The 26,957-nt window shown below is 54.2% G+C and carries 35 protein-coding genes, 1 tRNA gene and 1 pseudogene; 22 read left to right on the top strand and 15 right to left on the bottom strand.

Annotation, left to right across the window (positions count from 1 at the left end; translation table 11 throughout):
* Nucleotides 1–324 precede the first annotated feature (324 nt).
* Entirely contained in the window at nucleotides 325–891 is a 567-nt protein-coding gene (locus AWM69_RS20230; RefSeq protein ID WP_218728156.1) for an isochorismatase family protein, read from the top strand.
* 315 nt (nucleotides 892–1,206) lie between these two features.
* Here AWM69_RS20230 and AWM69_RS20225 read toward each other — a convergent pair whose 3' ends face one another.
* Nucleotides 1,207–1,731, bottom strand: coding sequence for a nucleotidyltransferase family protein (locus tag AWM69_RS20225; RefSeq protein WP_218728170.1), 525 nt, complete (start codon nucleotides 1,729–1,731; stop codon nucleotides 1,207–1,209).
* Nucleotides 1,732–1,916: 185 nt separating this feature from the next.
* On the opposite strand from AWM69_RS20225, the gene AWM69_RS20220 reads away from it, so the two are divergent.
* Both AWM69_RS20220 and AWM69_RS20215 read left to right on the top strand, forming a co-directional pair.
* On the top strand, nucleotides 1,917–2,363 hold the full coding sequence (locus AWM69_RS20220; protein WP_373274342.1) for an ester cyclase: 447 nt from the start codon (nucleotides 1,917–1,919) through the stop codon (nucleotides 2,361–2,363).
* Nucleotides 2,364–2,764: 401 nt separating this feature from the next.
* Nucleotides 2,765–3,208, top strand: a complete 444-nt coding sequence (locus tag AWM69_RS20215) for a nuclear transport factor 2 family protein (RefSeq protein ID WP_218728154.1) — start codon at nucleotides 2,765–2,767, stop codon at nucleotides 3,206–3,208.
* A 1,194-nt stretch (nucleotides 3,209–4,402) separates the two neighbouring features.
* On the opposite strand, the gene AWM69_RS20210 is transcribed toward AWM69_RS20215, so the two are convergent.
* Entirely contained in the window at nucleotides 4,403–4,624 is a 222-nt protein-coding gene (locus AWM69_RS20210) for a hypothetical protein (RefSeq protein ID WP_218728152.1), read from the bottom strand.
* A gap of 355 nt (nucleotides 4,625–4,979) precedes the next feature.
* Between AWM69_RS20210 and AWM69_RS20205 the strand changes: the two are divergent.
* Nucleotides 4,980–5,114, top strand: a pseudogene (locus AWM69_RS20205) (DUF2388 domain-containing protein); the annotation flags it as partial.
* 209 nt (nucleotides 5,115–5,323) lie between these two features.
* Here AWM69_RS20205 and AWM69_RS20200 read toward each other — a convergent pair.
* Nucleotides 5,324–6,187: a Kiwa anti-phage protein KwaB-like domain-containing protein gene (locus AWM69_RS20200; protein WP_218728150.1), complete on the bottom strand. Its 864-nt coding sequence runs from the start codon at nucleotides 6,185–6,187 to the stop codon at nucleotides 5,324–5,326.
* Nucleotides 6,188–6,196: 9 nt separating this feature from the next.
* A complete protein-coding gene (locus AWM69_RS20195) occupies nucleotides 6,197–6,718 on the bottom strand; it encodes a hypothetical protein (protein ID WP_218728149.1) in 522 nt (173 codons plus the stop codon).
* Nucleotides 6,719–6,944: 226 nt separating this feature from the next.
* Between AWM69_RS20195 and AWM69_RS20190 the strand changes: the two genes are divergently transcribed.
* The 11 genes from AWM69_RS20190 to AWM69_RS20140 all read left to right on the top strand — a co-directional run bounded on the left by AWM69_RS20190 (nucleotide 6,945) and on the right by AWM69_RS20140 (nucleotide 13,943).
* Complete coding sequence (locus AWM69_RS20190; protein ID WP_218728147.1) at nucleotides 6,945–7,487, top strand: hypothetical protein; 543 nt, start codon at nucleotides 6,945–6,947, stop codon at nucleotides 7,485–7,487.
* Nucleotides 7,488–8,393: 906 nt separating this feature from the next.
* Entirely contained in the window at nucleotides 8,394–8,639 is a 246-nt protein-coding gene (locus AWM69_RS20185) for a hypothetical protein (RefSeq protein WP_218728146.1), read from the top strand.
* Between the two features lie 5 nt (nucleotides 8,640–8,644).
* Nucleotides 8,645–9,091: a hypothetical protein gene (locus tag AWM69_RS20180; RefSeq protein WP_218728145.1), complete on the top strand. Its 447-nt coding sequence runs from the start codon at nucleotides 8,645–8,647 to the stop codon at nucleotides 9,089–9,091.
* 467 nt (nucleotides 9,092–9,558) lie between these two features.
* Nucleotides 9,559–10,716, top strand: coding sequence for a hypothetical protein (locus AWM69_RS20175; protein ID WP_218728144.1), 1,158 nt, complete (start codon nucleotides 9,559–9,561; stop codon nucleotides 10,714–10,716).
* A 10-nt stretch (nucleotides 10,717–10,726) separates the two neighbouring features.
* Nucleotides 10,727–11,485, top strand: a complete 759-nt coding sequence (locus tag AWM69_RS20170) for an ERF family protein (RefSeq protein WP_218728143.1) — start codon at nucleotides 10,727–10,729, stop codon at nucleotides 11,483–11,485.
* Nucleotides 11,482–12,249, top strand: a complete 768-nt coding sequence (locus AWM69_RS20165) for a lambda exonuclease family protein (RefSeq protein ID WP_218728142.1) — start codon at nucleotides 11,482–11,484, stop codon at nucleotides 12,247–12,249. The genes AWM69_RS20170 and AWM69_RS20165 overlap by 4 nt, the downstream gene beginning before the upstream one ends.
* The gene (locus AWM69_RS20160; protein ID WP_218728141.1) at nucleotides 12,246–12,479 is read left to right on the top strand and encodes a hypothetical protein; all 234 of its coding nucleotides are present in this window, start codon (nucleotides 12,246–12,248) and stop codon (nucleotides 12,477–12,479) included. Before AWM69_RS20165 ends, AWM69_RS20160 begins: the two co-directional genes overlap by 4 nt.
* The gene (locus tag AWM69_RS20155; RefSeq protein ID WP_218728140.1) at nucleotides 12,476–12,937 is read left to right on the top strand and encodes a hypothetical protein; all 462 of its coding nucleotides are present in this window, start codon (nucleotides 12,476–12,478) and stop codon (nucleotides 12,935–12,937) included. Before AWM69_RS20160 ends, AWM69_RS20155 begins: the two co-directional genes overlap by 4 nt.
* A gap of 78 nt (nucleotides 12,938–13,015) precedes the next feature.
* Nucleotides 13,016–13,327, top strand: a complete 312-nt coding sequence (locus tag AWM69_RS20150) for a hypothetical protein (protein ID WP_218728139.1) — start codon at nucleotides 13,016–13,018, stop codon at nucleotides 13,325–13,327.
* A gap of 25 nt (nucleotides 13,328–13,352) precedes the next feature.
* Complete coding sequence (locus tag AWM69_RS20145) at nucleotides 13,353–13,703, top strand: hypothetical protein (RefSeq protein WP_218728138.1); 351 nt, start codon at nucleotides 13,353–13,355, stop codon at nucleotides 13,701–13,703.
* A gap of 9 nt (nucleotides 13,704–13,712) precedes the next feature.
* On the top strand, nucleotides 13,713–13,943 hold the full coding sequence (locus AWM69_RS20140; protein WP_218728137.1) for a hypothetical protein: 231 nt from the start codon (nucleotides 13,713–13,715) through the stop codon (nucleotides 13,941–13,943).
* A 10-nt stretch (nucleotides 13,944–13,953) separates the two neighbouring features.
* On the opposite strand, the gene AWM69_RS20135 is transcribed toward AWM69_RS20140, so the two are convergent.
* Complete coding sequence (locus AWM69_RS20135) at nucleotides 13,954–14,217, bottom strand: hypothetical protein (RefSeq protein ID WP_218728135.1); 264 nt, start codon at nucleotides 14,215–14,217, stop codon at nucleotides 13,954–13,956.
* 108 nt (nucleotides 14,218–14,325) lie between these two features.
* Nucleotides 14,326–14,541, bottom strand: coding sequence for a hypothetical protein (locus AWM69_RS20130; RefSeq protein ID WP_218728133.1), 216 nt, complete (start codon nucleotides 14,539–14,541; stop codon nucleotides 14,326–14,328).
* A gap of 10 nt (nucleotides 14,542–14,551) precedes the next feature.
* Between AWM69_RS20130 and AWM69_RS20125 the strand changes: the two genes are divergently transcribed.
* From AWM69_RS20125 to AWM69_RS20105, 5 genes are all read left to right on the top strand, one after another.
* Nucleotides 14,552–15,139, top strand: a complete 588-nt coding sequence (locus AWM69_RS20125; RefSeq protein ID WP_218728131.1) for a hypothetical protein — start codon at nucleotides 14,552–14,554, stop codon at nucleotides 15,137–15,139.
* Nucleotides 15,136–15,774 (top strand): hypothetical protein, encoded by a 639-nt coding sequence (locus AWM69_RS20120; RefSeq protein ID WP_218728130.1) that lies wholly within the window; start codon nucleotides 15,136–15,138, stop codon nucleotides 15,772–15,774. Before AWM69_RS20125 ends, AWM69_RS20120 begins: the two co-directional genes overlap by 4 nt.
* A gap of 79 nt (nucleotides 15,775–15,853) precedes the next feature.
* On the top strand, nucleotides 15,854–16,261 hold the full coding sequence (locus AWM69_RS20115) for a hypothetical protein (protein WP_218728129.1): 408 nt from the start codon (nucleotides 15,854–15,856) through the stop codon (nucleotides 16,259–16,261).
* Between the two features lie 159 nt (nucleotides 16,262–16,420).
* Nucleotides 16,421–16,756 carry a hypothetical protein gene (locus AWM69_RS20110; protein ID WP_218728128.1) on the top strand — a complete coding sequence of 112 codons (336 nt, stop codon included), beginning with the start codon at nucleotides 16,421–16,423 and terminating at the stop codon, nucleotides 16,754–16,756.
* A gap of 304 nt (nucleotides 16,757–17,060) precedes the next feature.
* The gene (locus tag AWM69_RS20105) at nucleotides 17,061–18,239 is read left to right on the top strand and encodes a tyrosine-type recombinase/integrase (protein ID WP_218728127.1); all 1,179 of its coding nucleotides are present in this window, start codon (nucleotides 17,061–17,063) and stop codon (nucleotides 18,237–18,239) included.
* A 69-nt stretch (nucleotides 18,240–18,308) separates the two neighbouring features.
* On the opposite strand, the gene AWM69_RS20100 is transcribed toward AWM69_RS20105, so the two are convergent.
* From AWM69_RS20100 to thrS, 9 genes are all read right to left on the bottom strand, one after another.
* Nucleotides 18,309–18,385: transfer RNA gene (locus AWM69_RS20100), tRNA-Pro, on the bottom strand.
* Nucleotides 18,386–18,474: 89 nt separating this feature from the next.
* On the bottom strand, nucleotides 18,475–18,831 hold the full coding sequence (locus AWM69_RS20095) for a MerR family transcriptional regulator (RefSeq protein ID WP_048383164.1): 357 nt from the start codon (nucleotides 18,829–18,831) through the stop codon (nucleotides 18,475–18,477).
* Nucleotides 18,812–19,114 (bottom strand): integration host factor subunit alpha, encoded by a 303-nt coding sequence (ihfA, locus tag AWM69_RS20090; protein WP_002553164.1) that lies wholly within the window; start codon nucleotides 19,112–19,114, stop codon nucleotides 18,812–18,814. Before ihfA ends, AWM69_RS20095 begins: the two co-directional genes overlap by 20 nt.
* A 3-nt stretch (nucleotides 19,115–19,117) precedes the next feature.
* On the bottom strand, nucleotides 19,118–21,496 hold the full coding sequence (gene pheT, locus AWM69_RS20085) for a phenylalanine--tRNA ligase subunit beta (RefSeq protein ID WP_218728126.1): 2,379 nt from the start codon (nucleotides 21,494–21,496) through the stop codon (nucleotides 19,118–19,120).
* Between the two features lie 26 nt (nucleotides 21,497–21,522).
* Nucleotides 21,523–22,539 carry a phenylalanine--tRNA ligase subunit alpha gene (gene pheS / locus AWM69_RS20080; protein WP_048383162.1) on the bottom strand — a complete coding sequence of 339 codons (1,017 nt, stop codon included), beginning with the start codon at nucleotides 22,537–22,539 and terminating at the stop codon, nucleotides 21,523–21,525.
* A gap of 109 nt (nucleotides 22,540–22,648) precedes the next feature.
* Nucleotides 22,649–23,005 carry a 50S ribosomal protein L20 gene (gene rplT / locus AWM69_RS20075; RefSeq protein ID WP_003442184.1) on the bottom strand — a complete coding sequence of 119 codons (357 nt, stop codon included), beginning with the start codon at nucleotides 23,003–23,005 and terminating at the stop codon, nucleotides 22,649–22,651.
* A gap of 29 nt (nucleotides 23,006–23,034) precedes the next feature.
* The gene (gene rpmI / locus AWM69_RS20070; RefSeq protein WP_002553160.1) at nucleotides 23,035–23,229 is read right to left on the bottom strand and encodes a 50S ribosomal protein L35; all 195 of its coding nucleotides are present in this window, start codon (nucleotides 23,227–23,229) and stop codon (nucleotides 23,035–23,037) included.
* 60 nt (nucleotides 23,230–23,289) lie between these two features.
* Entirely contained in the window at nucleotides 23,290–23,841 is a 552-nt protein-coding gene (infC, locus tag AWM69_RS20065) for a translation initiation factor IF-3 (protein WP_172601058.1), read from the bottom strand.
* Nucleotides 23,841–25,763 carry a threonine--tRNA ligase gene (gene thrS, locus AWM69_RS20060; protein WP_048383160.1) on the bottom strand — a complete coding sequence of 641 codons (1,923 nt, stop codon included), beginning with the start codon at nucleotides 25,761–25,763 and terminating at the stop codon, nucleotides 23,841–23,843. The genes infC and thrS overlap by 1 nt, the downstream gene beginning before the upstream one ends.
* A 365-nt stretch (nucleotides 25,764–26,128) precedes the next feature.
* Here thrS and AWM69_RS20055 point away from each other — a divergent pair, with 365 nt between their 5' ends.
* A complete protein-coding gene (locus tag AWM69_RS20055; RefSeq protein ID WP_218728125.1) occupies nucleotides 26,129–26,431 on the top strand; it encodes a hypothetical protein in 303 nt (100 codons plus the stop codon).
* 293 nt (nucleotides 26,432–26,724) lie between these two features.
* On the top strand, nucleotides 26,725–26,937 hold the full coding sequence (locus AWM69_RS20050; RefSeq protein WP_003179963.1) for a cold-shock protein: 213 nt from the start codon (nucleotides 26,725–26,727) through the stop codon (nucleotides 26,935–26,937).
* Nucleotides 26,938–26,957 lie beyond the last annotated feature (20 nt).

The raw sequence follows: 26,957 nt of genomic DNA, 5'->3' as shown, positions 1-26,957 counted from the left end.
ACGAAACCCGGGGCTATTCACACTCTGAACCTTGCACTTCAACCACGTCTGGCCCAGCGCCGGGCGTCTTATAACCCCTTGCAACCCCCCCACCTAGACTCCAAACACCGAGTCGAGGCTCCACCCTCTCGGTACTGGCCCGCCTGGCCTCACAGGTGGGCTTTTTTGTGGTAAACGTCTGCGAAAATCACCTTGAATAAGCTGAAGGTTCATTATGAAGGGCTTCGCAGAGAGGTGTAGGCAGGGTTTCGACTGCAACCAGTTGCTGGTGAGGCGTGTTTCAGTACACTCAGCACACTACCCACCTTAAGGAGATGAGATTTTATGAAGGATCAATCCGGCCCTATCCCCCTTGTTATCCTTGACGTTCAGGATGCCATTGATCGCCCAAACTGGGATGGCAAAAATAATCCTGAGTATTTGCCGGTGATCCAACGCCTTCTCAATCATTGGCGATCAAACGGGTGGCCGGTTCTTCATGTGAAGCACGATGAGCAGACTCCTACATCTAGCTATTACGTCCACGGTCCATGGAATGGAATCAAGAAGGACGTTGCTCCGATAAAGGGAGAAACCGTCATTACCAAGCAGGAAAACTGCGCTTTCATTGGCACCGAGTTGGACGCAATTCTTAAAAGGATGCAAGTAAAGCGTTTAGTGCTGACGGGGGTTGTCATTCACAACAGCATGGATGCCACGGTCCGTGCGGGAAAAGCACTCGGATACAGCATCATCCTTCCCTCAGACGCCACCACAGCCGTGCCCGTCATTGGGGCGCATGGAAAGTCGTGGGACGCCACAACCGTTCACGAATTAACCTTGGCCATACTCGGTGATGAGTATGCCGTTGTCATGTCAGCAGACGAAGTAGTCGCACAACTCACCCTATGAAGTTATGTGGCTCCACACCGATACGGTAGCAGTTGCCCCACCTCACTGACCCGCTGCGTCGGCACACCTTCTACCCTTCCCCGCCCAATGGTGGCTACGTAAGCGCCTACTCAAGCCCCGGCCCAACGCCGGGTATCTTGTATCTAGCTCCCTTGCAATCCCCCTCCCCCCGCCTAGACTCCAAACGCCGAGATTGAGGCTCCATTGTCTCGGCGCTTGTTCGCGTACTGCTTACCCCGGCAGTGCGCGGGCTTTTTTGTGTCTGCTACACACTCCTCATCAACCAGAAGAGACGCTATGGCCGTAAACGTCCGGTTAAGTCGCCTTGACGCAAGGGATTGGAGTTGAAGGCGCTGACGCAAGCGTGAGTAGTGGCCATATCGTCATCCAGTTTTTGGACTTGAAACGGTCTTGATAGATCTTTTTTTTCTCCATGGCAAACCTTCCCGCTGGCCTGATAACCAACCCAAATAGATCCTCAAGGCCCAACGGCGCTGCGATCTCGCATGGACCTTCCTCTCGTAGCCTGACGGCTACCGCCGTTGCGGTTTCCGGCCAGTAGCGCATTGCGTCGGTCGTAGAACGGTACGGTTCATCACCATTCTGAATATGCATTCTGGCTTGGTTTTTTACAGACCACATGACGGTCGGATCTAGCCCTCTGAGGAGAGTCTCCAGTGCTTTATCTTCCCCTGGGGAGCAACGCCTAGCGTCAAACCAAATGACGTCGACGTCTGTTAAGACAGGAGACGTACTGCGCCCGTGCAAATAGTCCCAAACCGCGTTTCGGACGAAACCTGCTCCTATCCAGCAGTCTGGCAAATTGAGGGAGCGCACCATTTCAAGTAGGCGCCAGCGAACGGGGTCGTCTGAAATAATCGCTTGGATTATCGAAATATCGTCCACTAAGAACTTCCCTTTTCGAGCTAGGCAGGCATCGTCATTGTTGATACTGTCGCAAAAATCATATGCAGAGCTGTAGTTATAATCGGGAGTTTTGCGACGAATTAAAAGAGCGGATTACAATGGAAAATCCGCTTGGTATTGGCCCATACAAAGGCAAAGGGTTTGATTTGATGATATCTGGAAGCATGACGCTGCAAGCGTTCTATCGCACCTACCTAGACTGCCTTAATCGCCAAGATTGGGATGCGCTAGGGCGGTATGTTGCCGACGATGTCAAACACAATGGCCGACCGTTTGGGCTGTCAGGCTACCGCTCGATGCTGATCAAGGATTTCGAGGATATTCCCGATCTGCGTTTCGTCATCGATCGTCTGGCGTGTGACTCGCCGCTTATTGCTGCGAGGCTTTTGTTCAATTGCTCACCAAAAGGATACTTCCTTGGCCTGAAGATCAACGGTCGGCGCATTACCTTCGCAGAGAACGTATTTTACGAGGTAAAGGATGGCAAGATTGCCGATGTTCTCTCCGTCATCGATAAAACCGCCATCGAAGATCAGCTCATTTGAGATGTGTTTGTCGCGTAACTCATGAATTTTCCGCCAGATCGTCGACACTGAAAAATCAGGGGAAAGTCTGGCGTAAAAGCCGTGACATTCAGGGGGCTTTTGCGACATCTGAAGGCCGCTTCATTGCAAAACTATCCGAAAGCTACCCGACCGGTATCAATTAGCCCGCCTGCCCCCCACAGGCGGGCTTTTTTGTGGCTGTCACTTGAGGAGCTATCCCAGAACCAGATCCAGAGGAACTGGAGCCAAAACACCCGATAAGTTCGCCGAAAGATCGTCCGAAAGGACGATGTAGCGTTTCACTATGTATTTGATGCTGCCTAAGTGTTCATTCCGCATCAGGCCTAACCGAGCGCCCCTGCCTACCAAACGCAGTATCTATTCGTGAGCAAGGATTAGTGATGAGCAACACCGCTATCGAAATTACCAATCTGCTCTACCTTTATGCCGAAAGAATGGACGGGGGTGACTTGGAGGGTGCCGCCACCCTCTTCCGACATGCGCGAATCAAAGTCACGAGCTGCGAAGATTTTCTTGATTCGACTGCATTGTTGCTCATCTGGAAGCAACACATAAAAATTTATCCTTGCGGGACTCCACGCACAAAACATGTCATCAGTAATCCGATCATCGAAATCGATGAGGCCTCAGGCAAGGCGACGATACGCTCTTACTACACCGTCCTTCAGGAAACCACCGAACTCTCCCTTCAGCCAATTGCTGCGGGCCGTTACCACGACGAATTCGAGTGTGTCGACCAGACGTGGCGTTTCTCCTTTCGCGATTATTCACTGCTGGAGTTCACGGGCGACATGAGATTTCATCTAAAAGGCTATAAGGGCTAGAACCCCACGTACTCGGCCGATTGATGTCGTCGCAGTGATGTATTGCCGAGCTCCACCTTTCCTTGTCTCGGTACTGGCCCGCCTGTACCCCACAGGCGGGCTTTTTTGTGTCTGCTACGCTTTCCTCATCATCCAGAGGACGCACTATGACCGCCCTTCCCGACGACCCGACACCAGCCCTACTCAGCCGTTTGAACCAAAATATCAACGCCCTGGGCTCTGCGATCGAAGAAATAGGCATCTGGATTGATCAACGAGGCTCCACAGAGACATGTCATAGAATCAATGAGCACCTTGAGACACTGTCAGACAACAGTGACGCTATTGCCGAGCTGCTGGTCGACCTAATAGCCAGGTGGGCGCCAGAGAATGAGTCAGCCCCAGAGGACTGAGCGCACTGGCAGACTTATGTGATCCGCTAGGTCGGCCCGTCTACAGCAACAGACGGGCTTTTTTGTGTCTAGGGCAGCCTGAGCTCCTGAAACGTGCCATTTTCGTTATCCAGCCTTATGCAGACTTCTGATCCCGTAAAAAGCAGCTTCGCCTCCTGCAGCACCACCTCTCTGCATGAGTCTTGGATCATAGGTCTACTCGACCCTTTTTTGAACAACCCCCCAGCCCGTCTTCGTTACCATCACCATGTACACATTCATAAGCACCGCAATCAGTCAGATAGCATTTGATGGCGATTATGTCCGAGTTCTCATTGCCGATCGCATTTTTCCCGCCCAGCTAAATATCCCGCAAATCTACCCCCATCCGATAGCTGCTGCAGCTGCGGAACCGTCTCATAAGACCGAGTAATACCTACCTGATAATGCTGCTGGTATGAAGCACGAATCCCAAGATTGCGGCTAATATTGTGATCTCCTCTGAATGATCGGAGCGCATATGGACACCATGAGTAGGATGCAAATTCAGGCAATCCTTTCGAGCCGGCTGCCTCAATGTGAGGTTTCCTGCTCAATAAATGCGGATAGCACCCTTTCCGTATGTGTTAGCGGGCCTAATGCGCATCACTTCACGATCATAAATATTGACCGATTTCAGTACCACGGTGATACGGGCGTAAACCGGCTCGTCCGCGAAATATTGGAGGAGATGGTGATCGCTCGACAGAACTCACATATTTAATCATGGCGCGACGAATTTCGTCATGACAGCCCTCATCTAGAAGCCACTCATCCCTCCTTTCTACTTCTCGCAGACTTCTGCCGTAACCGCACGCGTATAGGCAACGGTCGCAACCTCTATCAAAGTCCTACGTTCGTGAGAATCGATGATTCCCTCTGCTTGAAAGCCATCCGCCAACTTGAGCAATTCGTCGTATCGCTCTTGAGAATCTAGCTCTAGCTCTGGGTTGATCAATAGATCATGCCAGGCCGTAAAAGCATCAACCTTCGCATTGGTGAACATTCCATTTCTCCCAGGTGTTTTCCTGTAGATCACATGAGATCTCTGGAAATCCTCTGGGATGACGTACGGCGCATGATGTCCCCGCCCAATGGTGGTTACGTAGCGCCCACTCAAGCCTCGGCCTAGCGCCGGGCTTCTTGTTTCTGCCCCCTTGCAATCCCCCGCACCCAGCCTAGACTCCAAACACCGAGTCGAGGCTCCCACCTCTCGGTACTGGCCCGCCTGTCCCCCGCAGGCGGGCTTTTTTGTGCCTGCCACGCTCTCCTCATCAATCTGAGGAGACACTATGTGTGAGCCAAAGGGATTTGGCTCCCTTTGCTATGGTGCTCCGCTCTGATCGCAGTGGAAGCATCGAAGATCAGCAAAGACCGACGCCCTGACGTTCACTGGCTCAGATGGCGAGATTCGCGGGGCTCAATTTGAGCAGCCATCCCAGCATTACAGGACGACCTACAGTCAGCCGCTTATGACTGATATGCAGCTGGCCTAGGCAATCGCTGCATCCTTCTGAATTCAGCGCCGAGCTTCTTTATACTCTGTGTTTTCGCGGCACTGATTAATTTGTAGTGAATTAGGCTATAAAATATTACCAATACACCTCGCCTTGCTTTGCTTTGCTTTGCTTTGGCGAGGTGTTGATTTCAGCCAGTTAAAATCTTATATCAAACCTCAACTAATGCTGAGAAAACACATTCTATATCAGTCAGCTTTGCGCTTGGAGTTAGAAATAAATCTTGTATTAGACAGAGGGGACTCGTAGTAATCCTCATCCAGAAAACGCAGCAACTTTCTTAGCTCGGTATTATTGTCAGGAACGATAATTCTTCCGTCATCCGACAGAGCTAATGGAAATTGCATACTGGCTGCAACCGCAACAATTTGATCAGTACTGTAGTTATCAAGAACTGCTGACTGCCGGATTAGAGAAATCTTCTTTCTTATTTGCTGGCCTGCTGCAGCCAAAAAAGCCTGTACATCTTGAACCGCTAACTTTTCATGACCAGCAAAAGTAGTCACTTCTTCGTTAGTCGCTTCTCGAAAGTATTCCGAAAGATCGAATACCCGCTTAGCAAAGTGAAAGCTTTGAAATTTTAAGTTAGTGCCTTCGAGTACAGCTAAGAGTTTAGTATCGAGGGACAGTCCAGACTCGCTCATTTTTTGAAATTGATTTTTCGCGTAGAAAAGCATCAACCCTGCACGGGCAATCAATCTGCGGCGCTCAAAAATCTGAACAAGAACCCGAGGAGTGCCATTCACCTCTATTCCGGTAAAAATCGCTCGCACCAAGTCAAGGCTGTGAGTATTGGGATCATACTGATCAACAGAAAGTGGGTTTGCAACTGCTGATAACAGGCCGTCCACATCTGCGAAGTCAGAAATCTCAAGAAGCTCGCCTTCCTCTGGGGTATATCTACCATCAAATGGCACGATAGTATCTACGCCCCGAAAAAACTCTCCGTGCTGATCATTAAAAACAGTAGAAATATCAGCACTCAATTCCACTGAAAGCGGAAAACGAATCAATCTAGCTCCAGCCACGTCCATTAGTGCAAACAAATTCATTTGTCTTCCTTAGGTTTTGGCTTCCAATATTCCGTACTCCGTAAGTTGAACTACGTTTTTAATACTGGAAACGTTATTAATTGTTCTTTTAGTTAACATCAGATACGTTACACCCTCTTGAGTCTCAACTTCATAAAAGTGAAAACCAAGAAGACCCAGCACAGGATTTACATGCAAAGCATGAGTTGTCCACAAGACAAATATCAGCATCGCCCCCGCAAGCATCCAAGCACCCAAGTCCAGCCCAGCATTCCCCTTAAATATCAAAGGAAGTGCATATGCTACAAAAAACCCTACGACTTCTTTGTCAGCACTCTTGACCTTTTTGATTACAACAGGAAGCCGCTCAAACCGAGCTGAAGCTTCAGTGATAATCCAGCTAGATATAATTCCAAGGATTAGGCATGCGCAGATGGCTAGCACAGAAAGCAGCCACTCCCCCTTTCGCGCGCCAAAAACGTATGCCAGCGAAACCGAAACCGGTGCAATCGCGGTGAGCGCTAAAAGCACTCGAGTAGGCTTACCTAGCATAGATCCCCCCTCCCTGGGCTGATGCCATCATAACGCAATCATCCATTCAAAAGCCCTCACATTTTTTCAAACCACAAAAACCTGTACATATACACAGTATAGCAAAATAATGCAGGTCTTCCCTGCCTGTATTTCACTGAGTGAACAGCTCGCAAGATCAGCATCCGTACATGGTTGATATACGTCACGAATGATAAAGTTCGGTCTTAATTACGGGAGGGAACCAATGAAAGGCTTCGGAATTTTTGCTCTGATCGCAGGCATCTGCTGGGTGATATTTGCGCTGAGCATGGATGTGTCTGTATCGACCGGCATGGGAAGAGTCAACAACCTTGGGTTTATGGCTGATCGCCAGGTACATACGATTGTGGGCGGAATGATTGCCTTGGCGGGCATCATAATGCTGATTTTTGGCGGCAAGGTGTCAGTCTCTACCACTTCCGCGCCAGTCGAGATGGATACTCGGCCCTGCCCTCTGTGTGCTGAAACTATCAAGAATGCCGCAATCAAGTGTAAACACTGTGGCGCGGACGTTGAGGCGACGACCCGGAAGATCCCAATTACAGGCTGGTCCGTTCGCATACCCTGCAGACCGGGCACTGAATTCGAAACAACACAAGCCTTAGTAGTCGCGAGCGGTCATCCCTGCTCGAAACCAGATGGAGCAGTTGTGGTTATGGGCCCATTTGAGGAAAAACATGAAGCTGTAGAGGTCTTAAAGCAGCTAAGTGTTAACCACTCTATTTTTGGTGAGCTGTCCTATAAGTAGCCCGCTCCAAGCTAAGACCCGTAAAGTCATACCGAAGCCCGCCATTGAGCGGGCTTTTTTGTGGGCGATGCAAATTATTTAGCATTTGCTATTGCGCTGTAGTTTAGCAGTTGCTAATTTACACCCGTCGCAGCAACACACCGCAGCGACCCGCTCTTTAACAACCTGATGGACGCCGAGCTGGCCGATGCATAGCCAGCAGACCTACCGCGTAACGGTAGGCAGCGATTCGACCTTATGTCGGCGCTGGGCACAGGAGACCTCATTCGGAGGGCGCGCTGGAGAAGCGCGTGATGACTGGACGGCCAATGGTCTGATGGGAGTTGACGTGAAAGCGAACGTTGGCCTGTGCAAGAGAACGGAATTTTTCACTGATGCACCTGGTAACCCGGGTGCATTGGGAAAACAACCGAGGAGCTCCCCATGGGATGGCTACCAATCACCTGCATCAGCATTGTCATTGTGCTTCTGGTTTGTGTGGCTGTTCCGGTGTGGACTTTTGGACGGCGCGTGGAAGCGTGTGAAGAGTGAGATTTACCGACCCTCTCTATGAGAGCGCATCGGGGTGTGATCTACAGCGGAGCAAGGCACCTGACTCGTAATCAGACCAGCCACTGAGCACCGTCGACAAAGCGCGGCGGCAGGCAAAGCCAGAGGTGACGACCTCGCGTAGATCACACCCCGATGCGGACGAAACTGCGGCCTATAACCGCCCACCTGCATCTCCACACCGTCCTGTTCGACCTGGCTTCGGCCACACAGAGCGCAGGAGCCGGACAGCGTAACCGGCACCCTCCCCCTTAAACCATAAAGACCGCACTAGCAGGTGCCAGGCCAGTCTCACGGCTGGGTTTGGTCGCCCGTGCCTGGCATCTGACTAATGCGGTTTACGCCCTGGAGGCGACCATGAACCAAAGTAACCGCGCTTACTGCGATGTAGCGCTCGCCATGCACAAGCGCCGCAATATGTCCGTCGCGCTTCACCTCGGACTGGTCGGCTCCACACCTCCTAAGAACGCCCCGCGTTACCGGGTAATCCCAGTGAGCGGCGAGTTCTTCCACATCGTCGATTCTCGCACCAACAAGGTTAAGGGCTTCCGCCGCGACCATAACGCCGCCTGCACCTTTGCACGCAAACTTGAGCAGGAGTAGCTGCCATGCCTGACTTTCTTGATACCGTCGAAGGCCCCGACTGGCTTCACGATGCAATCAACACTCTGATTTGCGGCGATAACGTTACGTCGCCTCGCCCTTATGGCAAGTCGGTTGCCCTGGTTACACCGCAGTCTCTGTATGAAGCGCTGGCTGAGCATCTTGGCGCGCAAGAGCACGTTGCCCCTCTGTTGACTGACAACCGCGAATACCCCATCGAGCAGATGATCTGCGAGGTCGTTGCCGGCGGGCGCTCTGAATATGGAAAGGCCTATGACTTGGCTTGTTTGGCGCTGGGCGCACCCAAGGCAAAGCATCATCCGACAGCACTGCACGATGTAGCTGATGCCTTGATACGGCCTTGGGCGAACGATTACGGCCAGGCCCGTGCCGAAGAGATCGCGGCAGACGCAGCGGCTGATCGATTCGAACGCCGAGAGCACGCGGCATGACATCTGATCAACGCCAACGCCGCTTCGCGCTCTGGCGGGGCTCATTCCCTGCCCTCGCCGTCTTTACCGTCCTGATGTTGCTCAGCGCCTTCGTTGATCGACTTACGAATTAGCTTTTCTGACAACGGCTCTCGAAAGCTCAAGAATCGTATTCGAAGCGCTTTGAAAGCTTCCAAAGCCAGGAAGTTTGACCTCGTAAATGTAGCTATCCCGAGCCGTCAAGGCTTTATGTATTTCCTTTACCCCAAGCGCGGTCCCCAAATTGATCATTATCTCTTCCAGAGTTTCCCGCTGGCTGAGCCCTGTGTTCTTTATTGTGGCTCCGTAACTGCCTGAGCTTGGTCTTGGCGCCGTGATAATTTTTGTCTTTCGCACTTCTTGATCCTCCTGATCCTAACTCCTCGAAATATCCCACAAACAACATCAAACGCACAGCGCCCCGTTAACGGCATGGCGCAAGGAACCCCATGTCCACAGAACAGCAGCTCATCACCATCGACGACATCAGCGCCGATAACGCCCCAGCCATTTACGTAGCCGGCGGCCTTGGTCGCTTCCTCGAAGCGGTGACAACCGAAGTCACCGCTGAAGTGCCTGACCTCTCCACCCGCAAAGGTCGCGAGCGTATTGCCTCTCTGGCTGCCAAGGTGAGCAAGTCCAAGTCCGCTGTAGAGAAACCCGGCCGCGATTACCTGAAACGCCTCAAAGAAATGCCGAAGGTCATCGAGGCTGAGTTACGCGAATTCGTCACCAAAATGGACGCCCTGCGCGATGCCACTCGCAAGCCGCTGACAGACTGGGAACAGGCTGAACTGGCCAGAACCGACAAGCACGTCGATGGCATCCAGGACATTAAGGACACTCTGGTTTTCGAAGGTATACCTGCAGCATCCACGGTCAACCAGGTCATTGCAGCCCTTGAAATGGTGCCTATGGATGACAGCTGGGAAGAGTTCCTTGCCGAAGCCGCTCAGGTGAAGGATCAGACTTTGGTCAAGCTGCGCGCCCTGCTGACAGAGCGCACCCAGTACGAGGCCGAGCAGGCGGAACTGGTACGGCTGCGCGCCGAAGCCGAAGCACAGGCCCAGCGCGACCGAGATGCAGAGATTGCCCGGGCTGCCGCCGAACAGGTCCGACTCCAAGCCGAACAGCAGGCCCAGGCCGAGCGCGACGCAGCCTCCCGCCGGGAACAGGAACTGATCGACCAAGCCGCCGCCGCGCAGCGTGCAACTGCACAGGCAGCACTCGACGCAGAGGCCGCCGCCGAACGCCAGCGTATGCAGCTGGAACTGCAAGCCGAACAAGCACGCACGGCAGCGGCCCAGGCAGAAGCCAGCCGGTTGGCCGCCGAGCAGCGCGCCGAGCAAGAGCGAATCGCTGCCGAACGTCGTCAGGAAGAAGCTGTAGAACAGGCTCGATTGGCTGAGCTCTCCCGGCAGACCGCCGAGACTGAAGAAGCTCATCGGCAGCAGAAGCTTCGTGAAGCAGACCAAGCACACAAGGTGAAGATCATGGGCGCCGCGAAGGAAGCGTTGATGTCAATGAATATCACTGAGGAGCTGGCCAAGGCCATCGTCCTGAAGATCGCCCGCCGCGAAGTCCCAAATATCACAATTCAATTCTGAGGTAGCCAGTATGACCGGCCAAATCATAGTTCCAGAGCAGCGGCGCCAAGCGGTGGCGCCGATCTCAACGGACAACAGCATCATGGCAGTCATCAGTCGTGCTGCCGCAGATCCTTCCTGCGACATCGAGAAGATGGAACGCCTTCTGGCGATGCATGAACGCATGCAGGCCAAGACCGCTGAGCAGGAATTCAACTCTGCCATGGCCGAAATGCAGTGCAACATCCCTACGGTGTTCGAAGGGGCAGTAAACCTGCATACCGGTAACTCGTACGCCACGCTGGATCACATCACCCACACGCTGAAGCCGATCATGCAGCGACACGGCTTCGCCATCACCTTCAAGGTTGAAACCGAGGACAAGGTGATCAAGGTCACCGGGATCCTGATGCACCGCGGCGGCCATCGTGAGCAAACAACCATGAGTCTGCCGGTCGATATCGGCAAGGGCCGTAACGACGTGCAGGCGGTCGGATCGTCCACCACTTACGGCAAGCGCTACGTCATGAGCGCCTTGCTGAACATCACCACAGGCGAGACCCGTGACGATGACGGGCAGTCATCGGATGGCTCGGATACGGATGACATGCGCGCCCAGGTTGTCGCTGACATCCTCGAGCGTGTCGGGCAGACCACAACACCGGATGAACTGAAGGACGTCTGGCAGGCAAGCCTGAAAGTCTTGCAAGCATCGGGTGACACCAACGGGTATTCCACAGTGAAGACCGCTGTTACCGTCCACAAAGCCAAGCTGGAGGCACCTCAATGATCGTCGTTAATTGCACGCAAGGCTCACCTGAGTGGCTGCAAGGTCGCGCAGGCGTCATAACAGCCAGTATGTTCAGCACCGCCCGCTCAAAAGTGAACGGGCTGAACGCCCAGCAGAAAAAGTACGTCGACGCCATGCTTGCCGGGAAAGGCGAAACGCAAGCGATGGCGCTGGCAGGCTACAAGGCCGGACCTAAGGCCGAGGTCGTGCAGCGCGCACTAGACGGTGAGACTGTTGGCGAGCCATCTGGAGCAGCACTTACCTACGCATTTGAGTTGGCCGTCGAACGGATCGGCGGCGCACCAATTGATGGAGGGTTTGAGACTTGGCAGATGCGACGCGGCCATGATCTCGAGCCGGAAGCGCGAATGGAACATGAAATTCGGACCGGACTGATCGTGACTCAAGTCGGCCTGGTTAAGACTGATGACGGCGTCTTCGGTGCCAGTGCTGATGGTTTCATCGGTGAAGACGGCGGCGCTGAGTACAAGTGCTTCCTTGCACCGGACAAGCTCCGCGCATTCCACATCGACAACGACGCCAGCGAAGTAATTGACCAGGTGCAAGGCTGCATGTGGATCACGGGGCGCAAGTGGTGGCATATCGGGATGTACTGCCCGCTTTTGAAGCCTGTAGGCCGTCAGCTCTGGTTGCAGGAATTCAAGCGCGACGATGACTACATCGAAAAGCTCGAAGCCGATCTTTGGCAGTTCAAGCTTTTGGTGGACGGGTACGAGGAGAAACTGCGGAGTAAGGCGGCATGACCGACAACCAAATACTCGCAAGCACCCAACGCCAAGCCCAGCTGGAGGCCGCAAAAGCGGCCTTCTTCAATTCTGGCGGACAGATCACGAAAGCACGCAGCTTCGCGTTCAAGCCTGTGTTCCCGGCCCGCTCTGACAAGATCGATCCTGAAACCATCCTGAAGCGCCGGCGCATTTCACCGACCATGTCTGAGCGCAAGATCCTGCGGCGACTCGCGGAGGAATTATGAGTAAGCGTAAGCCTCACAACCTCAAGGCCCGCATCGACCGCTCATGCCGAGCACTGCTGGCCGCCAACCACGTTGCGGTGGTGAACATCGACCCCAGCGGCCGCCAAGGCATGATCAATTACAAGTCATTGAAGAGCATCGCACCCGGGAAGATTGGGCAGGCAGTGTGCGGCATTGCCCACCGCTGGACGATCTACCTCAGCGTTCTTTGTATTGATGCTCACGGTGACCGCTACAGCAAATCCATTGAGGTGGCGCCTGATGGCGTCTACCTCTCCGACCATCTGGAGGACGTGATCGAGCATTGCTACAAGCAATTGCGAGACGCAGCCAACCAAAACCAGATGGTGGCCTCGGGGTGGATCGCCATTCCAGAGTCGATATCGCTCGAAGAAGATCACGCAGCGCGGATCTTTGAAGCGGTCGGTGCCTGGAACCAGCAAAAGGTTGCGGCATGAAACGCATAGCCCGCATCCAGCAACGCAAACGTCAAACATGGCTGGTACTGCCGGCCAGCGGAATTGAAGAGGTAGGCCATGGCTGCCCAGCAGAAAGAACGATCGGCAAAGACTGCGGCGAGGCGAAGGACTCGCGGCGAGGAAGAGCTACGAATGCATGCCATGGCCGGCACCCGGCAAGCGCTGGCTGACTTGATGGCCTGGCACGGCATCGAGGAACAGGGCGAGGCAATGACGCTGATGATTCACCGCCTGCATGAATTAGGGCCTCAAAAGTCCGCCCCGCTGCTAGCCCCGCCGCGACACACCTACGAAATACCCGAAAACGTGTCGCGCAAACTTGAGCTCGCCTACAACCGCGAAGCCCTGCGCATCTGTCACGACGAATAATCACTCGCCTGCATTGGAGAACACCATGGATCTGAAAATCAGGGCGCTATACCAATGTGGGGCGTGCCGAGAAATTCACGACGATGAAGATGGCGCTCTGGAGTGCTGCCGGCCTGAGATCACCGAGCTGTTCGAATGCCCGATCTGCAAGAAACACCACGAGGACGAAGACGATGCGCTAACTTGCTGCGGCGTCGACGCCGTCAAATGCCCCTCCTGCTACCGAGACTACGCCTCGATTTCACTTTCGTATCAGGCGATCAAAATTGCCGGCCACTGCACCACCTGCAATCCGATGTTCACCATTGACCAACAGATCGCGATCCAGGATCAGCACTATCAGGAAACTGGCAAGCGCGAACACTTGCACGACTGAGGCATAAACATGACCCCACAGTTCGAAAGCCCCAACGGGCTATGGCGGCGGCTGGGCTACGCAGTTGAGCGTGGCCCGCGTGGCGCACGCACGATTCGCCGGCCGGACGGCTCAACGGTAAGCATCGACACCGAGCATGGTCACCACACCGGCGAAGTGGCCGCGGCCAGACAAGAGCTCGCGCGCTTGCCGCACGGTGAACTCGAGTGCAAAGCCGCACAAATAGATATCTTCGCCTAATCGCGTGAACTTAATAGCTATTGTTTTTCTCTGGGCTGTATCCAGAGCTGTGTGTTTTTGCGTATTCCATTATTTGCTGCAGGGCAGCATCAATAGTTTTCGCTGGAACTGGTGAAGGCTTTTTCGACCTGGATCCTTCGTGAATTGAGTAATGGCTGATATCCCAGAGATAATTCTCCGAGGTGTTGATGCCCTTGGTGATTCGAGCCTGCACCGGGTGACCGAAGAGGTCGAGAACGTAATTCGCTACAACTTCTTTAATTTCGATTTGCATACAGCAATTCCAGTTATTTGTGAAGCCTAATAATACACTATTTTTTAGGTCTCTTTTTGAGCCTCGAAAATAGGCTTCGCATCACCTACCAAAGCGTTTTCTGCATTATCAAAACCAGCCCGTACGGCTGATCACGCTGATCAGACGAATCACAGCAGCAATCAGGTTTATCCATTCGGTCAGTCGTTTCATTAGGAACAGCTCCAGCTCTATCGGTAGCCAGATGCTGAGGCCGGAGCAACGGATCGTGCCAGCCAAGGTCCTGTAGACAAAATTTACCCACCCTTCATTTCGAAACTTCACCGCCCGGGCATGCCCCGGCATAGGACGCCCCATGCCCACAGAAAACAAACCGGCCGAGCCGCAGCCAAGTCTTGCCGCCGGTGCAAACCTCAATCCAGCAACCTGGGCCGACTTCGTAGAACGCCTTCGCCATGACTGCAACGGTGCAGGCGTTAAATGGCACCACACGTCCTGCGCCCTGTTCACCGTACAGGCCAAGCGAATCGATTACGGCTTCGAGCCGGACTATGCCGAAGGCCTGGTCGTGTGCCTTGAAGATCAATCGTGGTTCACCCCGGCTGAATACTGGGAGGACCTCGACGAAGACGAGCAAGCTGAGATAAACCGGGCCACTCAAGAAAGCAACGAGTGCGATTTCCTTGAGCTTGATGAAGACGACCAGTGGGAGTTCCTGGCCGAACTAGACGACCATACCGTCACCGGCTGGAACAAGCGCTGGGAGATCGTGAACAGCCACTTCACGAAGGACGCAGCCGAGGCATTCATCCGCCGGAAAAAGCACGATTACGGCGAGATGCGCGTCTACGTCGAATCGCAGTATTACGCCTGGGAGTTTGAAGCCATCAAGGCAGCGATCCTCGACGGCACGTTGACCTACACGCCGAAGGTGGCAGCATGACCACTCAAAATGTAATCGCCGGGCCGCTGAAGGTTGAGCGCTCTACAGTCACGAAACTGGTCATCACCGGCGCACCAAGGCTCGACCCGATCACGGTGTTCCTCGAGGACTTCGGCCGCCGGGACTGCCCCACCGAATCCGACCCGAACTACCAAACCGCCCAAGGCAAGATCACGATCAACTGCTGGGACAAGAGTTGGAACGCTTACTGGGGCGGAATGGGGCCGAGGACCGTCGCCGAGTTTGTCGCGAAGTGCGGCTGGGATTACGTCCTGAACTGCCTAGATCGCGGGATCGGCAGCACGCGCTTCAGCGGTGATGCGCTCCATACCTTCGCCAAAAAGTGCATCGTCCAGCGCCGTCGGCAGCAGGCCGGGCGCCACGACTGGGAGCTGGGCGAGTTGAGCAAAGGTGAAGCCCGTGAGCTTTGGAATGACGCCAGCGTTTTGAGCGAAATAGAGACGCCCAACGAATGCTGGCATCACAGCAAGCTGCTGACCGAGCTGTTCGGCGATGAATGGCATTACCCGGTGGGCGAGCACGCTGTCGAGGAAAACCACGACTTCACCTACTTGCGTCGCATCGTCGAGGCCGTCCAGGCAGCGCTAAGTCAGGAACAGCAGCAGATTTCCTGACAGGAGTACATCTGTACTCCACCCCATAGCAACTCCCTCACCCTTCAAAGTCAGCCGCTATAGCGGCAAGGACGAAGTCATGCCTGAAGAAACTGTTGTGCCCGTCGCTCCAGTGGTTATCGAATACGCCTACTCCATCAATGGCGAAGACTGGACAGCCGACTGGTGTTCGTTCCTAGACCAAAACAAAGAGCTTTCCCCCGGCTGCGAATGCCGGCGCGGCGAGATGCACTACGCAGATCCCGCTGAGTTTGTAGATTCAGACGCAGTGATCAACTCCATGGCCGACAACGCGAGCTCAAGCGACCTTGGCGAGTGGGCCGATGATTTTCCAAGCGTCAGCGCTGAAGCCAAGCAGGAGCTAGAGGATCTTCTCGATGCCTGGGCCCGCAAGAACTGCGACTGCTCGTTCTACCGCGTCAAGAACATCGAAACATTCAAGATCGCCCATGAGGATTTGGAGCATCTGGACCAGGTCGCACCATGACCCATCACCCCAAAGGCGGCATGTGCTGCGCTTGCCGGCACGCCCGCCGAGATTGCAGCGCCCTTCCCTTCAAGACCATGCCGCCGATTCATCGAGATGCCAGCACGGTCATCGTGCGGTGCACCGACTTCAAGCGGTAGACCTGGTGGAGCAACTCCCATGATAGCGACGATCAAGGTTCGGACAGAAAATCTATCCGGAGCAGCACTGTGCTGGGCCATCGAATCAATCGAGGGTGCTGGCCAGCTTCAGACCGAACAACTCCAGCTGCCCTTTGCGCGCCAGATTGACAACTCAGCGGCGGAGCGCCTGGTCGCCAAATACGACGTCTGGCTTGAACGAGGCTGGAGCAACAACTGGCTGGCCAACGCAAGAGCAGATCGCGACCCATGCGAGCGTCAGCCCGGAGAGACGCGCGCAATCGCAGTCTGCCGAGCCGTCGTAGCTGTGCGGATCGGCAATACCGTCAGCATCCCAGCAGAACTCATTAACTAATTCCGAAAAGCGCCAAGGCGCATGGGTGACCTATGGCTAGCGTCGCAGCCGCTCAAGCAGATCAGTTCCAGCCTCGAATCCTCCGCGCAGGTAAAGCGCCTGCATATCTCGGCATGTCGCGTGGTGCATTCACAGAGATGGTACGGCCTCATCTGCAAGAAATTCGCATCGGTACACAGGGCGTCGGGTTCGATAGATACGAGCTCGATGAGTGGGTAGACAACTACCTCAAGACAAAATCGATTGAAAAAGACCCGTTGCGGGACAACAATCCGCCCTGCAGTGGGCGCCTGGGAGCAAGTAAATGGCGCGAAAAACGATCTCCGGCCTCTACGAGAGGAACGGCATCTGGCACATCGACAAAGTCGTCAGAGGTACACGACTTCAAGAAAGCACTGGAACGTGCGAAAGGGAAGAAGCCGAGCAGTACCTGATTCACCGGCTTGAGAAGCTCAGGCAGGAAAAGGTTTACGGTGTGCGCCAGGTGAGAACTTGGCGCGAGGCCACCACCCGGTTTTTAGTGGAGTATCAGGATCAGCCCTCGATTGCTTTGTCTGCATCCCACATCGAGCAGCTCGATCCTTACCTTGGTGATCTGCCGGTGACCCATGTGGATGATGGGACATTGGCTCAGTTCATTAAAGACAGAAAAGCGCCGGGGCTGACAAAGACTGGCAAGGTAAAGCCCGGTGTCTCGAACAGGACAATCAACATTGCCCTGCAGAGAGTCGTCAGGATTTTGAATCTGTGTGCGCGCAAGTGGCGGGATGCTGAGAAACGACCATGGCTTGAGTCGGTGCCGATGATCAGCATGCTTGACGAGAAATCGAACAGCCGAAAGCCCTACCCCCTTTCATGGGAAGAGCAATCGGTTTTGTTTGCTGAGCTTCCAGCTCACTTGCAACGCATGGCCATGTTCAAGGTGAACACCGGCTGCCGAGAGCAAGAGGTCTGCAAGCTTCGTTGGGATTGGGAGATTTATGTGCCCGAGTTGGATACCAGTGTATTTCTGATTCCAGCAGGCTTTGGCGGGAGACGGGAAACCTCAGGCGTGAAAAACGGCGAGGACCGTCTGGTGGTGCTGAACGGGGTAGCCAGGTCGGTTATCGAGAAGCAGCGCGGCCTGAGTAAGGAATGGGTGTTCCCTTATGACGGCACCGGAATGCATCGAATGAACGATTCGGCTTGGAAGAAAGCGCGGGTACGTGCAGCGAAGATGTGGCAGGAGAAATACTTGCGCCCTGCTTTGTTGGGTTTCGCATCAATCCGGGTTCACGACCTGAAGCACACCTTTGGCAGAAGGCTACGTGCAGCAGGCGTGACACTGGAAGATCGAAAGGCATTGCTTGGACATAAGAACGGAAGCATCACGAGCCATTATTCTACCGCAGAGCTTGGGCAACTGATCGAAGCGGCAAATAAAGCTTCATCGACTGACTCGCGAGGACCAGCTTTGACCATCTTGAGGAGGAAAACGGGATGATCCCCCGCAAAAGTCCCTACGCATGAAAAAGCCCAACTCGCGAAAGTTGGGCTAACTCATTGAAAAATATGGTCGGGACGGAGTGATTCGAACACTCGACCCCTAGCACCCCATGCTAGTGCGCTACCGGACTGCGCTACGCCCCGACTAGGCGTTACCTCTGCAAGACAACTTGCTGAGACGTCGAGAAATATACTCTAAGCATTTGAAATACGAAAGTATTTTAAGCTTAAAATTATTTCCGAAGAACCAGCAAGACGTCTTCAAGCTCGGAGATCGTTTGACGGATCAGTTGCTTGTACTGCGTGGTGTCGTCTTTGGCTTCGTCACCGGAAAGCCGCAGGCGCGCCCCTCCGATGGTGAAACCTTGATCATAAAGAAGTGCGCGTATCTGCCGGATCATCAGCACATCCTGGCGCTGATAATACCGGCGGTTTCCGCGACGTTTTACGGGGTTGAGTTGAGGAAACTCTTGCTCCCAATAGCGCAGCACGTGAGGTTTTACCCCACATAGCTCGCTAACTTCGCCAATGGCGAAGTAGCGTTTGCCTGGGATCGGCGGGAGCTCGTCGTTATGACTTGGTTCCAGCATAAGCCTCTACTCGGGCCTTCAACTTCTGCCCTGGACGAAAGGTGACCACACGGCGAGCCGTGATCGGGATTTCCTCTCCCGTTTTCGGATTGCGGCCAGGCCGCTGTCGCTTGTCACGCAGATCAAAGTTGCCAAAACCTGACAATTTAACCTGTTCATTGTCTTCTAGAGCGTGCCTGATTTCTTCGAAAAACAACTCCACCAGTTCTTTGGCTTCGCGTTTATTCAGGCCCAGCTCTTCATAAAGACGTTCCGCCATTTCAGCTTTCGTCAGAGCCCCCATACGTCACTTCCTTAACGTGGCGTTCAACCTGTTTTCGAGCGAGGTGAGGATATTTTGTGTCGTGGTATTCACCTCATCGTCATTAAGAGTGCGCGATGGATGCTGCCAGGTCAAGCCAACTGCAAGGCTTTTTCTTTGCGGATCAATGCCTTTACCCTGGTAAACGTCAAATAACCTGAGGTCAGTGAGCCATTCACCTGCATTTTCACGAATAACATCCAGTACGGCACTGGCCGCGACGTCGCGATCAACCAGCAGCGCCAAGTCACGACGAACTTCAGGAAAGCGCGATAACTCGTGGAATTTAGGCATTTTTCCGAGCGCGACTTCCGCCAAAACCAGCTCGAACACAAACACGGGACGATCCAGACCCAATGTTTTCGAAAGCTCAGGGTGAATCGCACCTACGTAACCCACTTCGCGACCATCACGTTCAATACGTGCGGTTTGGCCCGGATGCAGCGCCGGGTGCTTTCCAGGTACGAATGTGAACGCATCCAGGGCGCCAGCAAAACCCAGCACGGCTTCAACATCAGCCTTGACGTCAAAGAAGTCGACCACGTCGCGACCTTGCGCCCAGCCTTCAGCCAGACGGGTGCCGCATACCACACCTGCCAGCATCGGCTCTTGCTTCAAGCCTTCCAGTTGACCGACAAAGCGCAAACCGCTTTCGAACAGACGAACACGGTCTTGCTGACGATTAAGGTTGTGCTGCAGCGATTTGATCAAGCCTGGCCACAAAGAGGCACGCATGGCCGCCATGTCGCTGGAGATCGGGTTGGCCAGCAACAAAGGCTCCACGCCCGGGCTGAACAGCTCGAACTGCTTGGGATCGATGAAGCTGTAAGTAATCGCTTCCTGATAACCACGTGCTACCAGCAGACGTCGCAGTTCAGGCAAGTCGCTGCGCGCTTCGGCTTTGGCCTGGGGGGCCAGGCGAGCTTGCGGGTAGCGAACCGGCAAGCGGTTGTAACCGTACAGGCGCGCCAGTTCTTCGATCAGATCAACTTCAAGGCTGATATCGAAGCGATGGCTAGGCACTTCTACGTGCCACTGCCCTTCCCCGGTGGCATTGATGCTCAGGCCCAAAGCGCTGAGCAGACGCTCGACTTCAACCGGGTCCATGTCCATGCCCAGCATTTGGCTGATGCGTGCAGCACGCAAAGTGATCGGCGCGATCGAGGGCAGGTACTGCTCGCTGACGGTCTCAATGACAGGACCCGCTTCACCACCGGTGATTTCCAGCAGCAGGCCAGTGGCACGCTCCATGGCTTCACGGGCTAATTGCCAGTCCACGCCACGCTCGTAGCGGTGCGAAGCATCGGTGTGCAAGCCATAGGAACGCGCCTTGCCAGCCACCACAATCTGGTCGAAGAATGCGCTTTCCAGGAAGATGTCGCGAGTGGTCGCGGTCACGCCGCTGTGCTCACCGCCCATCACGCCCGCAATGGCCAGTGCACGCGAATGGTCGGCAATCACCAGCGTATCGCTACGCAGAGTGACTTCCTGACCATCCAGCAATACCAGCTTTTCGCCCTCTTCGGCCATACGCACCCGGATGCCGCCATTGATCTCGGCGAGATCAAATGCGTGCAACGGCTGACCCAGTTCCAGCATCACGTAGTTGGTGATGTCGACGGCGGCATCAATGCTCCGGACATCGGCACGGCGCAGACGCTCAACCATCCACATCGGTGTTGGACGGGACAGGTCGACGTTGCGGATCACACGCCCCAGATAACGAGGACAGGCCGCAGGCGCAAGCACCTCAACAGCGCGAACTTCGTCATGCACGGCCGGCACAGCAGCCACGACGGGACGTGTCACTTCTGCTGCGTACAGGGCACCGACTTCACGCGCCAGGCCAGCCAGCGACAAGCAGTCGCCACGGTTAGGCGTCAGATCGACTTCGATGCTGGCATCTTCAAGTGCCAGGTAAACGCGGATGTCTTCACCCACCGGTGCATCTGCCGGCAGTTCCATCAGGCCGTCATTGCCCTCGCCAACCTGCAACTCGGCTTGAGAGCAGAGCATGCCGTTGGACTCGACGCCACGCAGTTTGGCCTTCTTGATCTTGAAGTCGCCCGGCAGCTCGGCACCAATCATCGCAAACGGGATCTTCAGGCCGGGACGCACGTTAGGCGCACCGCACACAACCTGAAAAGTCTCCGAGCCATTGCTGACCTGGCATACACGAAGCTTGTCGGCATCGGGATGCTGCTCGGTGCTCAACACCTCGCCAACCACCACACCACTGAACACACCGGCGACCGGTGCAACGCTATCGACCTCAAGGCCGGCCATCGACAGACGGGCAACCAGCTCGTCACGTCCTACCTGCGGGTTAACCCAACCACGCAGCCATTGTTCACTGAATTTCATCCTGCTCTCCTAAGAATTCGTTACGACTAGCGAAATTGCGCGAGGAACCGCAAGTCGTTGTCGAAGAACAGACGCAAGTCGTTCACGCCGTAACGCAGCATGGCCAGACGCTCAACACCCATGCCAAAGGCAAAGCCCGAGAACTCTTCCGGATCGATCCCGGACATCCGCAACACGTTTGGATGAACCATCCCGCAGCCCATGACTTCCAGCCAGCCGGTCTGCTTGCAGACACGACAGCCTTTGCCACTGCACATCACGCATTCCATATCCACTTCAGCGGATGGCTCGGTGAACGGGAAGTACGAAGGACGGAAACGCACTGCCAGTTCTTTTTCGAAGAACACGCGCAGAAACTCTTCGATGGTCCCTTTCAGGTCAGCGAAGTTGATATCGCGATCGACCAACAAGCCTTCAACCTGGTGAAACATTGGCGAGTGGGTAATATCGGAGTCACTACGGTACACACGGCCTGGGCAGACAATGCGGATCGGAGGTTGTTTGGATTCCATGGTGCGGACCTGTACCGGCGAGGTATGGGTGCGCAACAGCATGTTTGCATTGAAGTAGAAGGTGTCATGCATCGAGCGGGCCGGGTGATGGCCAGGGATGTTGAGCGCTTCAAAGTTATGGTAATCGTCTTCAACCTCAGGGCCTTCGGCAATGCCGTAGCCGATGTGGGTGAAGAATTGCTCGATACGTTCCAGAGTGCGCGTAACCGGATGCAGACCACCTGAGGTCTGACCACGGCCAGGCAGGGTCACGTCAATGGACTCGGCGGACAGTTTGGCGGCCAGGTCGGCCTCTTCAAACAACGCCTTGCGCGCATTGAGAACCTCTGTAACACGCTCCTTGGCAACGTTGATCAGAGCACCCACTTGCGGGCGCTCCTCAGCCGGCAAATTCCCCAGGGTCTTCATCACCTGAGTCAATTCGCCCTTTTTGCCAAGGTATTGAACCCGGATTTGCTCCAGGGCATTGATATCTTCAGCGCTTTGCACAGCCTCTAGTGCTTGAGAGACCAGCGCATCCAGGTTTTCCATGTACAGACTCCAGATACAAAATAGGGGAAGAGCTTGAAGGCTCTTCCCCTATTTATGACGTTTAGCACCCGGGCCCACACAAGTGAACCCAAGTAACTGTCGGGGGTACTTAAGCCAGAGTGGCTTTAGCTTTCTCGACAATCGCAGCAAACGCCGCTTTTTCGTTCACTGCCAGATCAGACAGAACCTTACGGTCGATCTCGATGGAAGCTTTTTTCAGGCCGGCGATGAAACGGCTGTAGGACAGACCGTTGATACGTGCACCAGCGTTGATACGAGCGATCCACAGAGCGCGGAACTGACGTTTTTTCTGACGACGGTCACGGTAGGCGTATTGGCCTGCCTTGATTACCGCTTGCTTGGCAACACGGAATACGCGTGAGCGTGCGCCGTAGTAGCCTTTAGCCAGTTTCAGAATTTTTTTGTGACGTTTACGGGCGACAACGCCACGCTTTACACGAGCCATGAGTTACTTCCTCTATTCTTAACCAAAAATTAACGAAGGCGCAGCATGCGCTCGACTTTTGCCACGTCAGACGGATGCAGCAAGCTGCTACCGCGCAGTTGACGCTTACGCTTGGTCGACATTTTGGTCAGGATGTGGCTCTTGAAAGCGTGTTTGTGCTTGATACCGTTAGCAGTTTTCAGAAACCGCTTAGCAGCACCACTTTTAGTCTTCATCTTTGGCATGTTCGGATACTCCGCATTCAGTTGATAAACATAACCACAAGGCCTGCCGTGCCCTGGTGATTACTTCTTCTTTTTCGGGGCGATGACCATAATCAGTTGGCGTCCTTCCATCTTAGGATGCTGTTCGACGGTCCCGTATTCAACCAGGTCACCTTCAACCCGCTTCAACAGTTCCATACCCAGCTCCTGGTGGGCCATCTCACGGCCGCGGAATCTTAACGATACCTTGGCCCTGTCCCCATCACTCAGGAAACGTACCAGGTTGCGCAGTTTTACCTGGTAATCCCCTTCCTCCGTCCCTGGACGAAACTTGATTTCTTTAACTTGAATCTGTTTCTGGTTTTTCTTTGCAGCAGCAATCTGCTTCTTCTTTTCGAAGATCGATTTGCCGTAGTCCATCAGCTTACAAACTGGGGGTACTGCATCAGCGGAAATTTCCACCAAATCCAGTTTGGCCTCTTCAGCTTTAAGAAGCGCGTCTTCAATTGACACAATCCCAAGCTGCTCGCCTTCAGCTCCAATTAACCGAACCTCGCGTGCCGAGATATTCTCGTTGATCGGGGCCTTCGGTGCAGCTCGTTTATCTTGTCTCATTTCACGCTTAATAATAATTACTCCGAATCATGGCGACCACGCCGGGAAACCGCTTGTGCGAGGAATTCAGCGAATTGCGCGACGGGCATCGAGCCCAGGTCAGCACCTTCACGTGTACGCACAGCGACAGTCTGCATCTCGACTTCCCGATCTCCGATAACCAAGAGATAAGGAACCTTGAGCAAAGTATGCTCGCGGATTTTAAAGCCGATCTTTTCATTTCTCAAGTCAGACTTGGCACGAAATCCGCTCTGATTGAGAGTTTTTTCAACTTCAAGGGCAAAATCTGCCTGTTTGTCAGTGATATTCATGATCACTGCCTGGGTTGGCGCCAGCCACGCAGGGAATGCACCTTCATAGTGCTCGATCAGAATACCGACAAAGCGCTCGAACGATCCGAGGATCGCACGGTGCAGCATAACGGGATGCTTGCGGCTGTTGTCTTCGGACACATATTCTGCGCCAAGACGGATCGGCAGGTTGAAATCGAGCTGTAAGGTACCACATTGCCACACTCGACCCAGACAATCTTTCAGAGAAAATTCAATCTTGGGTCCGTAAAAGGCACCTTCGCCCGGCTGCAAGTCATAGGCCAGACCCGCGCTATCAAGGGCGGAGGCAAGCGCACTTTCGGCACGATCCCACAATTCGTCAGAACCCACACGCTTCTCGGGACGTGTCGACAGCTTGAGCTCGATATCCTTGAAACCGAAGTCTGCATAGACATCCAGGGTCAGCTTGATGAACGCTGCCGACTCCGCCTGCATCTGCTCTTCAGTACAGAAGATATGGGCATCATCCTGGGTAAAGGCACGCACACGCATGATGCCGTGCAGAGCACCCGACGGTTCATTACGGTGACAGGCACCGAACTCGGCCAGACGCATCGGCAGTTCACGGTAGCTTTTCAGCCCCTGATTGAACACTTGCACGTGGCAAGGGCAGTTCATCGGCTTGATCGCGTAATCGCGACTCTCCGACTCAGTGGTGAACATGTTTTCAGCGTAGTTGGCCCAGTGCCCGGACTTTTCCCACAGGCTACGGTCAACGACTTGAGGGGTCTTGATCTCAAGATAGCCGTTCTCGCGCTGGATCTTGCGCATGTATTGCTCAAGGACCTGGTAAAGCGTCCAGCCATTCGGATGCCAGAACACCATGCCCGGCGCTTCTTCCTGGGTGTGGAACAGACCAAGGCGCTTGCCGATTTTACGGTGATCACGCTTCTCGGCTTCTTCAATACGCAGGACATAAGCTGCCAGCTGCTTTTTATCAGCCCAGGCCGTGCCATAGATACGCTGCAATTGCTCGTTCTTGGCATCGCCACGCCAGTAGGCGCCCGACAACTTGGTCAGCTTGAACGATTTCAGGAAGCGCGTATTCGGGACGTGAGGCCCGCGGCACATGTCGACGTATTCTTCGTGGAAGTACAGACCCATGGCCTGCTCGTTCGGCATGTCTTCGACCAGGCGCAGCTTGTAGTCTTCACCACGGGCAGCAAACAGCTCGATCACTTCAGCACGTGGCGTCACCTTCTTGATGACGTCGTAGTCTTTTTCGATCAGTTGCTGCATGCGCTGCTCGATAGCCGCCATGTCATCCGGAGTAAACGGACGCTCATAGGCGATATCGTAGTAAAAGCCTTCGTCAATGACAGGACCGATCACCATCTTGGCAGTTGGATACAACTGCTTGACCGCATGACCGACCAAGTGGGCACAAGAGTGGCGAATGATCTCCAGCCCCTCTTCATCCTTGGGCGTGATGATTTGCAGCGTGGCGTCATTTTCGATCAGGTCACAGGCATCAACCAGCTTGCCGTTGACCTTGCCGGCCACGGTGGCCTTGGCCAGACCTGCACCAATGGATGCGGCGACCTCAGCAACGGATACCGGGTGATCGAATGAGCGTTGACTGCCGTCGGGAAGAGTAATAGTTGGCATGGCGCCTCCTCTCCTAGTGGTGACCCCTACCAAAGGTCACGTGGGTTGGGATGAGCCAGTACGTGATTCGGCGGTACGCCTGCCTCACAGTGGCAGGAGCCTTGCGGCCAACCGGAAACCGAACCAGAGTGACTGGAGTTCAATTCAAAAAAGGTTAATGGCTCTGCCTCGCGACTCACACCGCGAATCGACAGAAAAATGCCAAGGGCGGCATGCTATCACAGATGTAGCCCCCCTGCCCCGCCGCCGGCGCCTCATCCAGAAAAACCGACGGTTTTTTGCAAAATGGTGAACTTGAGCTGCACTTACCCCCTCATATACTCAGTGAAACACTCTCGGTTTTAACGCTTAAGAAGGAGCATCACATGCGCATGACTCACCTGTTCGCTTTCGCAGCACCTCTGGCTCTGCTGCTCCCACTGACTGCCCATGCCGATAATTGGCCGGCAGGCACCAAGAACGAGTACATGAAGGATTGCGTGGCTGCAGCCAGCAAAAGCATTGATCAGAAAACCGCCACTCAGCATTGCGAGTGCGGCGCAAACAAGCTGAATGAAAACTTCACCAGCGCTGAGATCGAAGCACTGATGAGCAAGACAAAACAACCGAGTGCCGAGCTTAGAACCAAGGCAATGAATGCAATTCAAAGCTGCGTGGTGAAGAAATAGATCGCTCGCAGCGCAACAATTTGAGCCTCCACCCAAGCAAAAACGGCTAAAAAACCTCAGTTACTTAAAAAAGATGCATCGCACTGCGCTTTTTTTTGAAGCGATTTAAGCCTTGAAACCCCCATGAAATGGGGGTTTCAAGCATTCCCGGCGACAGACGAAAGCTAACAATGATGCAAACTGCCACTCAGGGGGGGTTCCAAAGCGCACATTTCGACTATGATAGCCAAGTGTGCCCAGTTGGCCTGAGCAGCACAGTACTACTGAAAATATAAGTTTCTTGGAGATACACCATGTCTAATCGCCAAACCGGCACCGTAAAATGGTTCAACGATGAAAAAGGCTTCGGCTTCATCACTCCTCAAGGTGGCGGTGACGACCTGTTCGTACACTTCAAAGCTATCGAAAGCGACGGTTTCAAAAGCCTGAAAGAAGGCCAGACTGTTTCCTTCGTGGCTGAGAAAGGCCAAAAGGGTATGCAAGCTGCACAGGTTCGTCCGGAGTAAATCTCCCGCGAACAAAAAAA

The organism is Pseudomonas sp. D1HM, from assembly GCF_019266105.1.
GTDB lineage: Bacteria > Pseudomonadota > Gammaproteobacteria > Pseudomonadales > Pseudomonadaceae > Aquipseudomonas > Aquipseudomonas taetrolens.
This window is presented reverse-complemented; position numbering and strand designations above follow the sequence as displayed.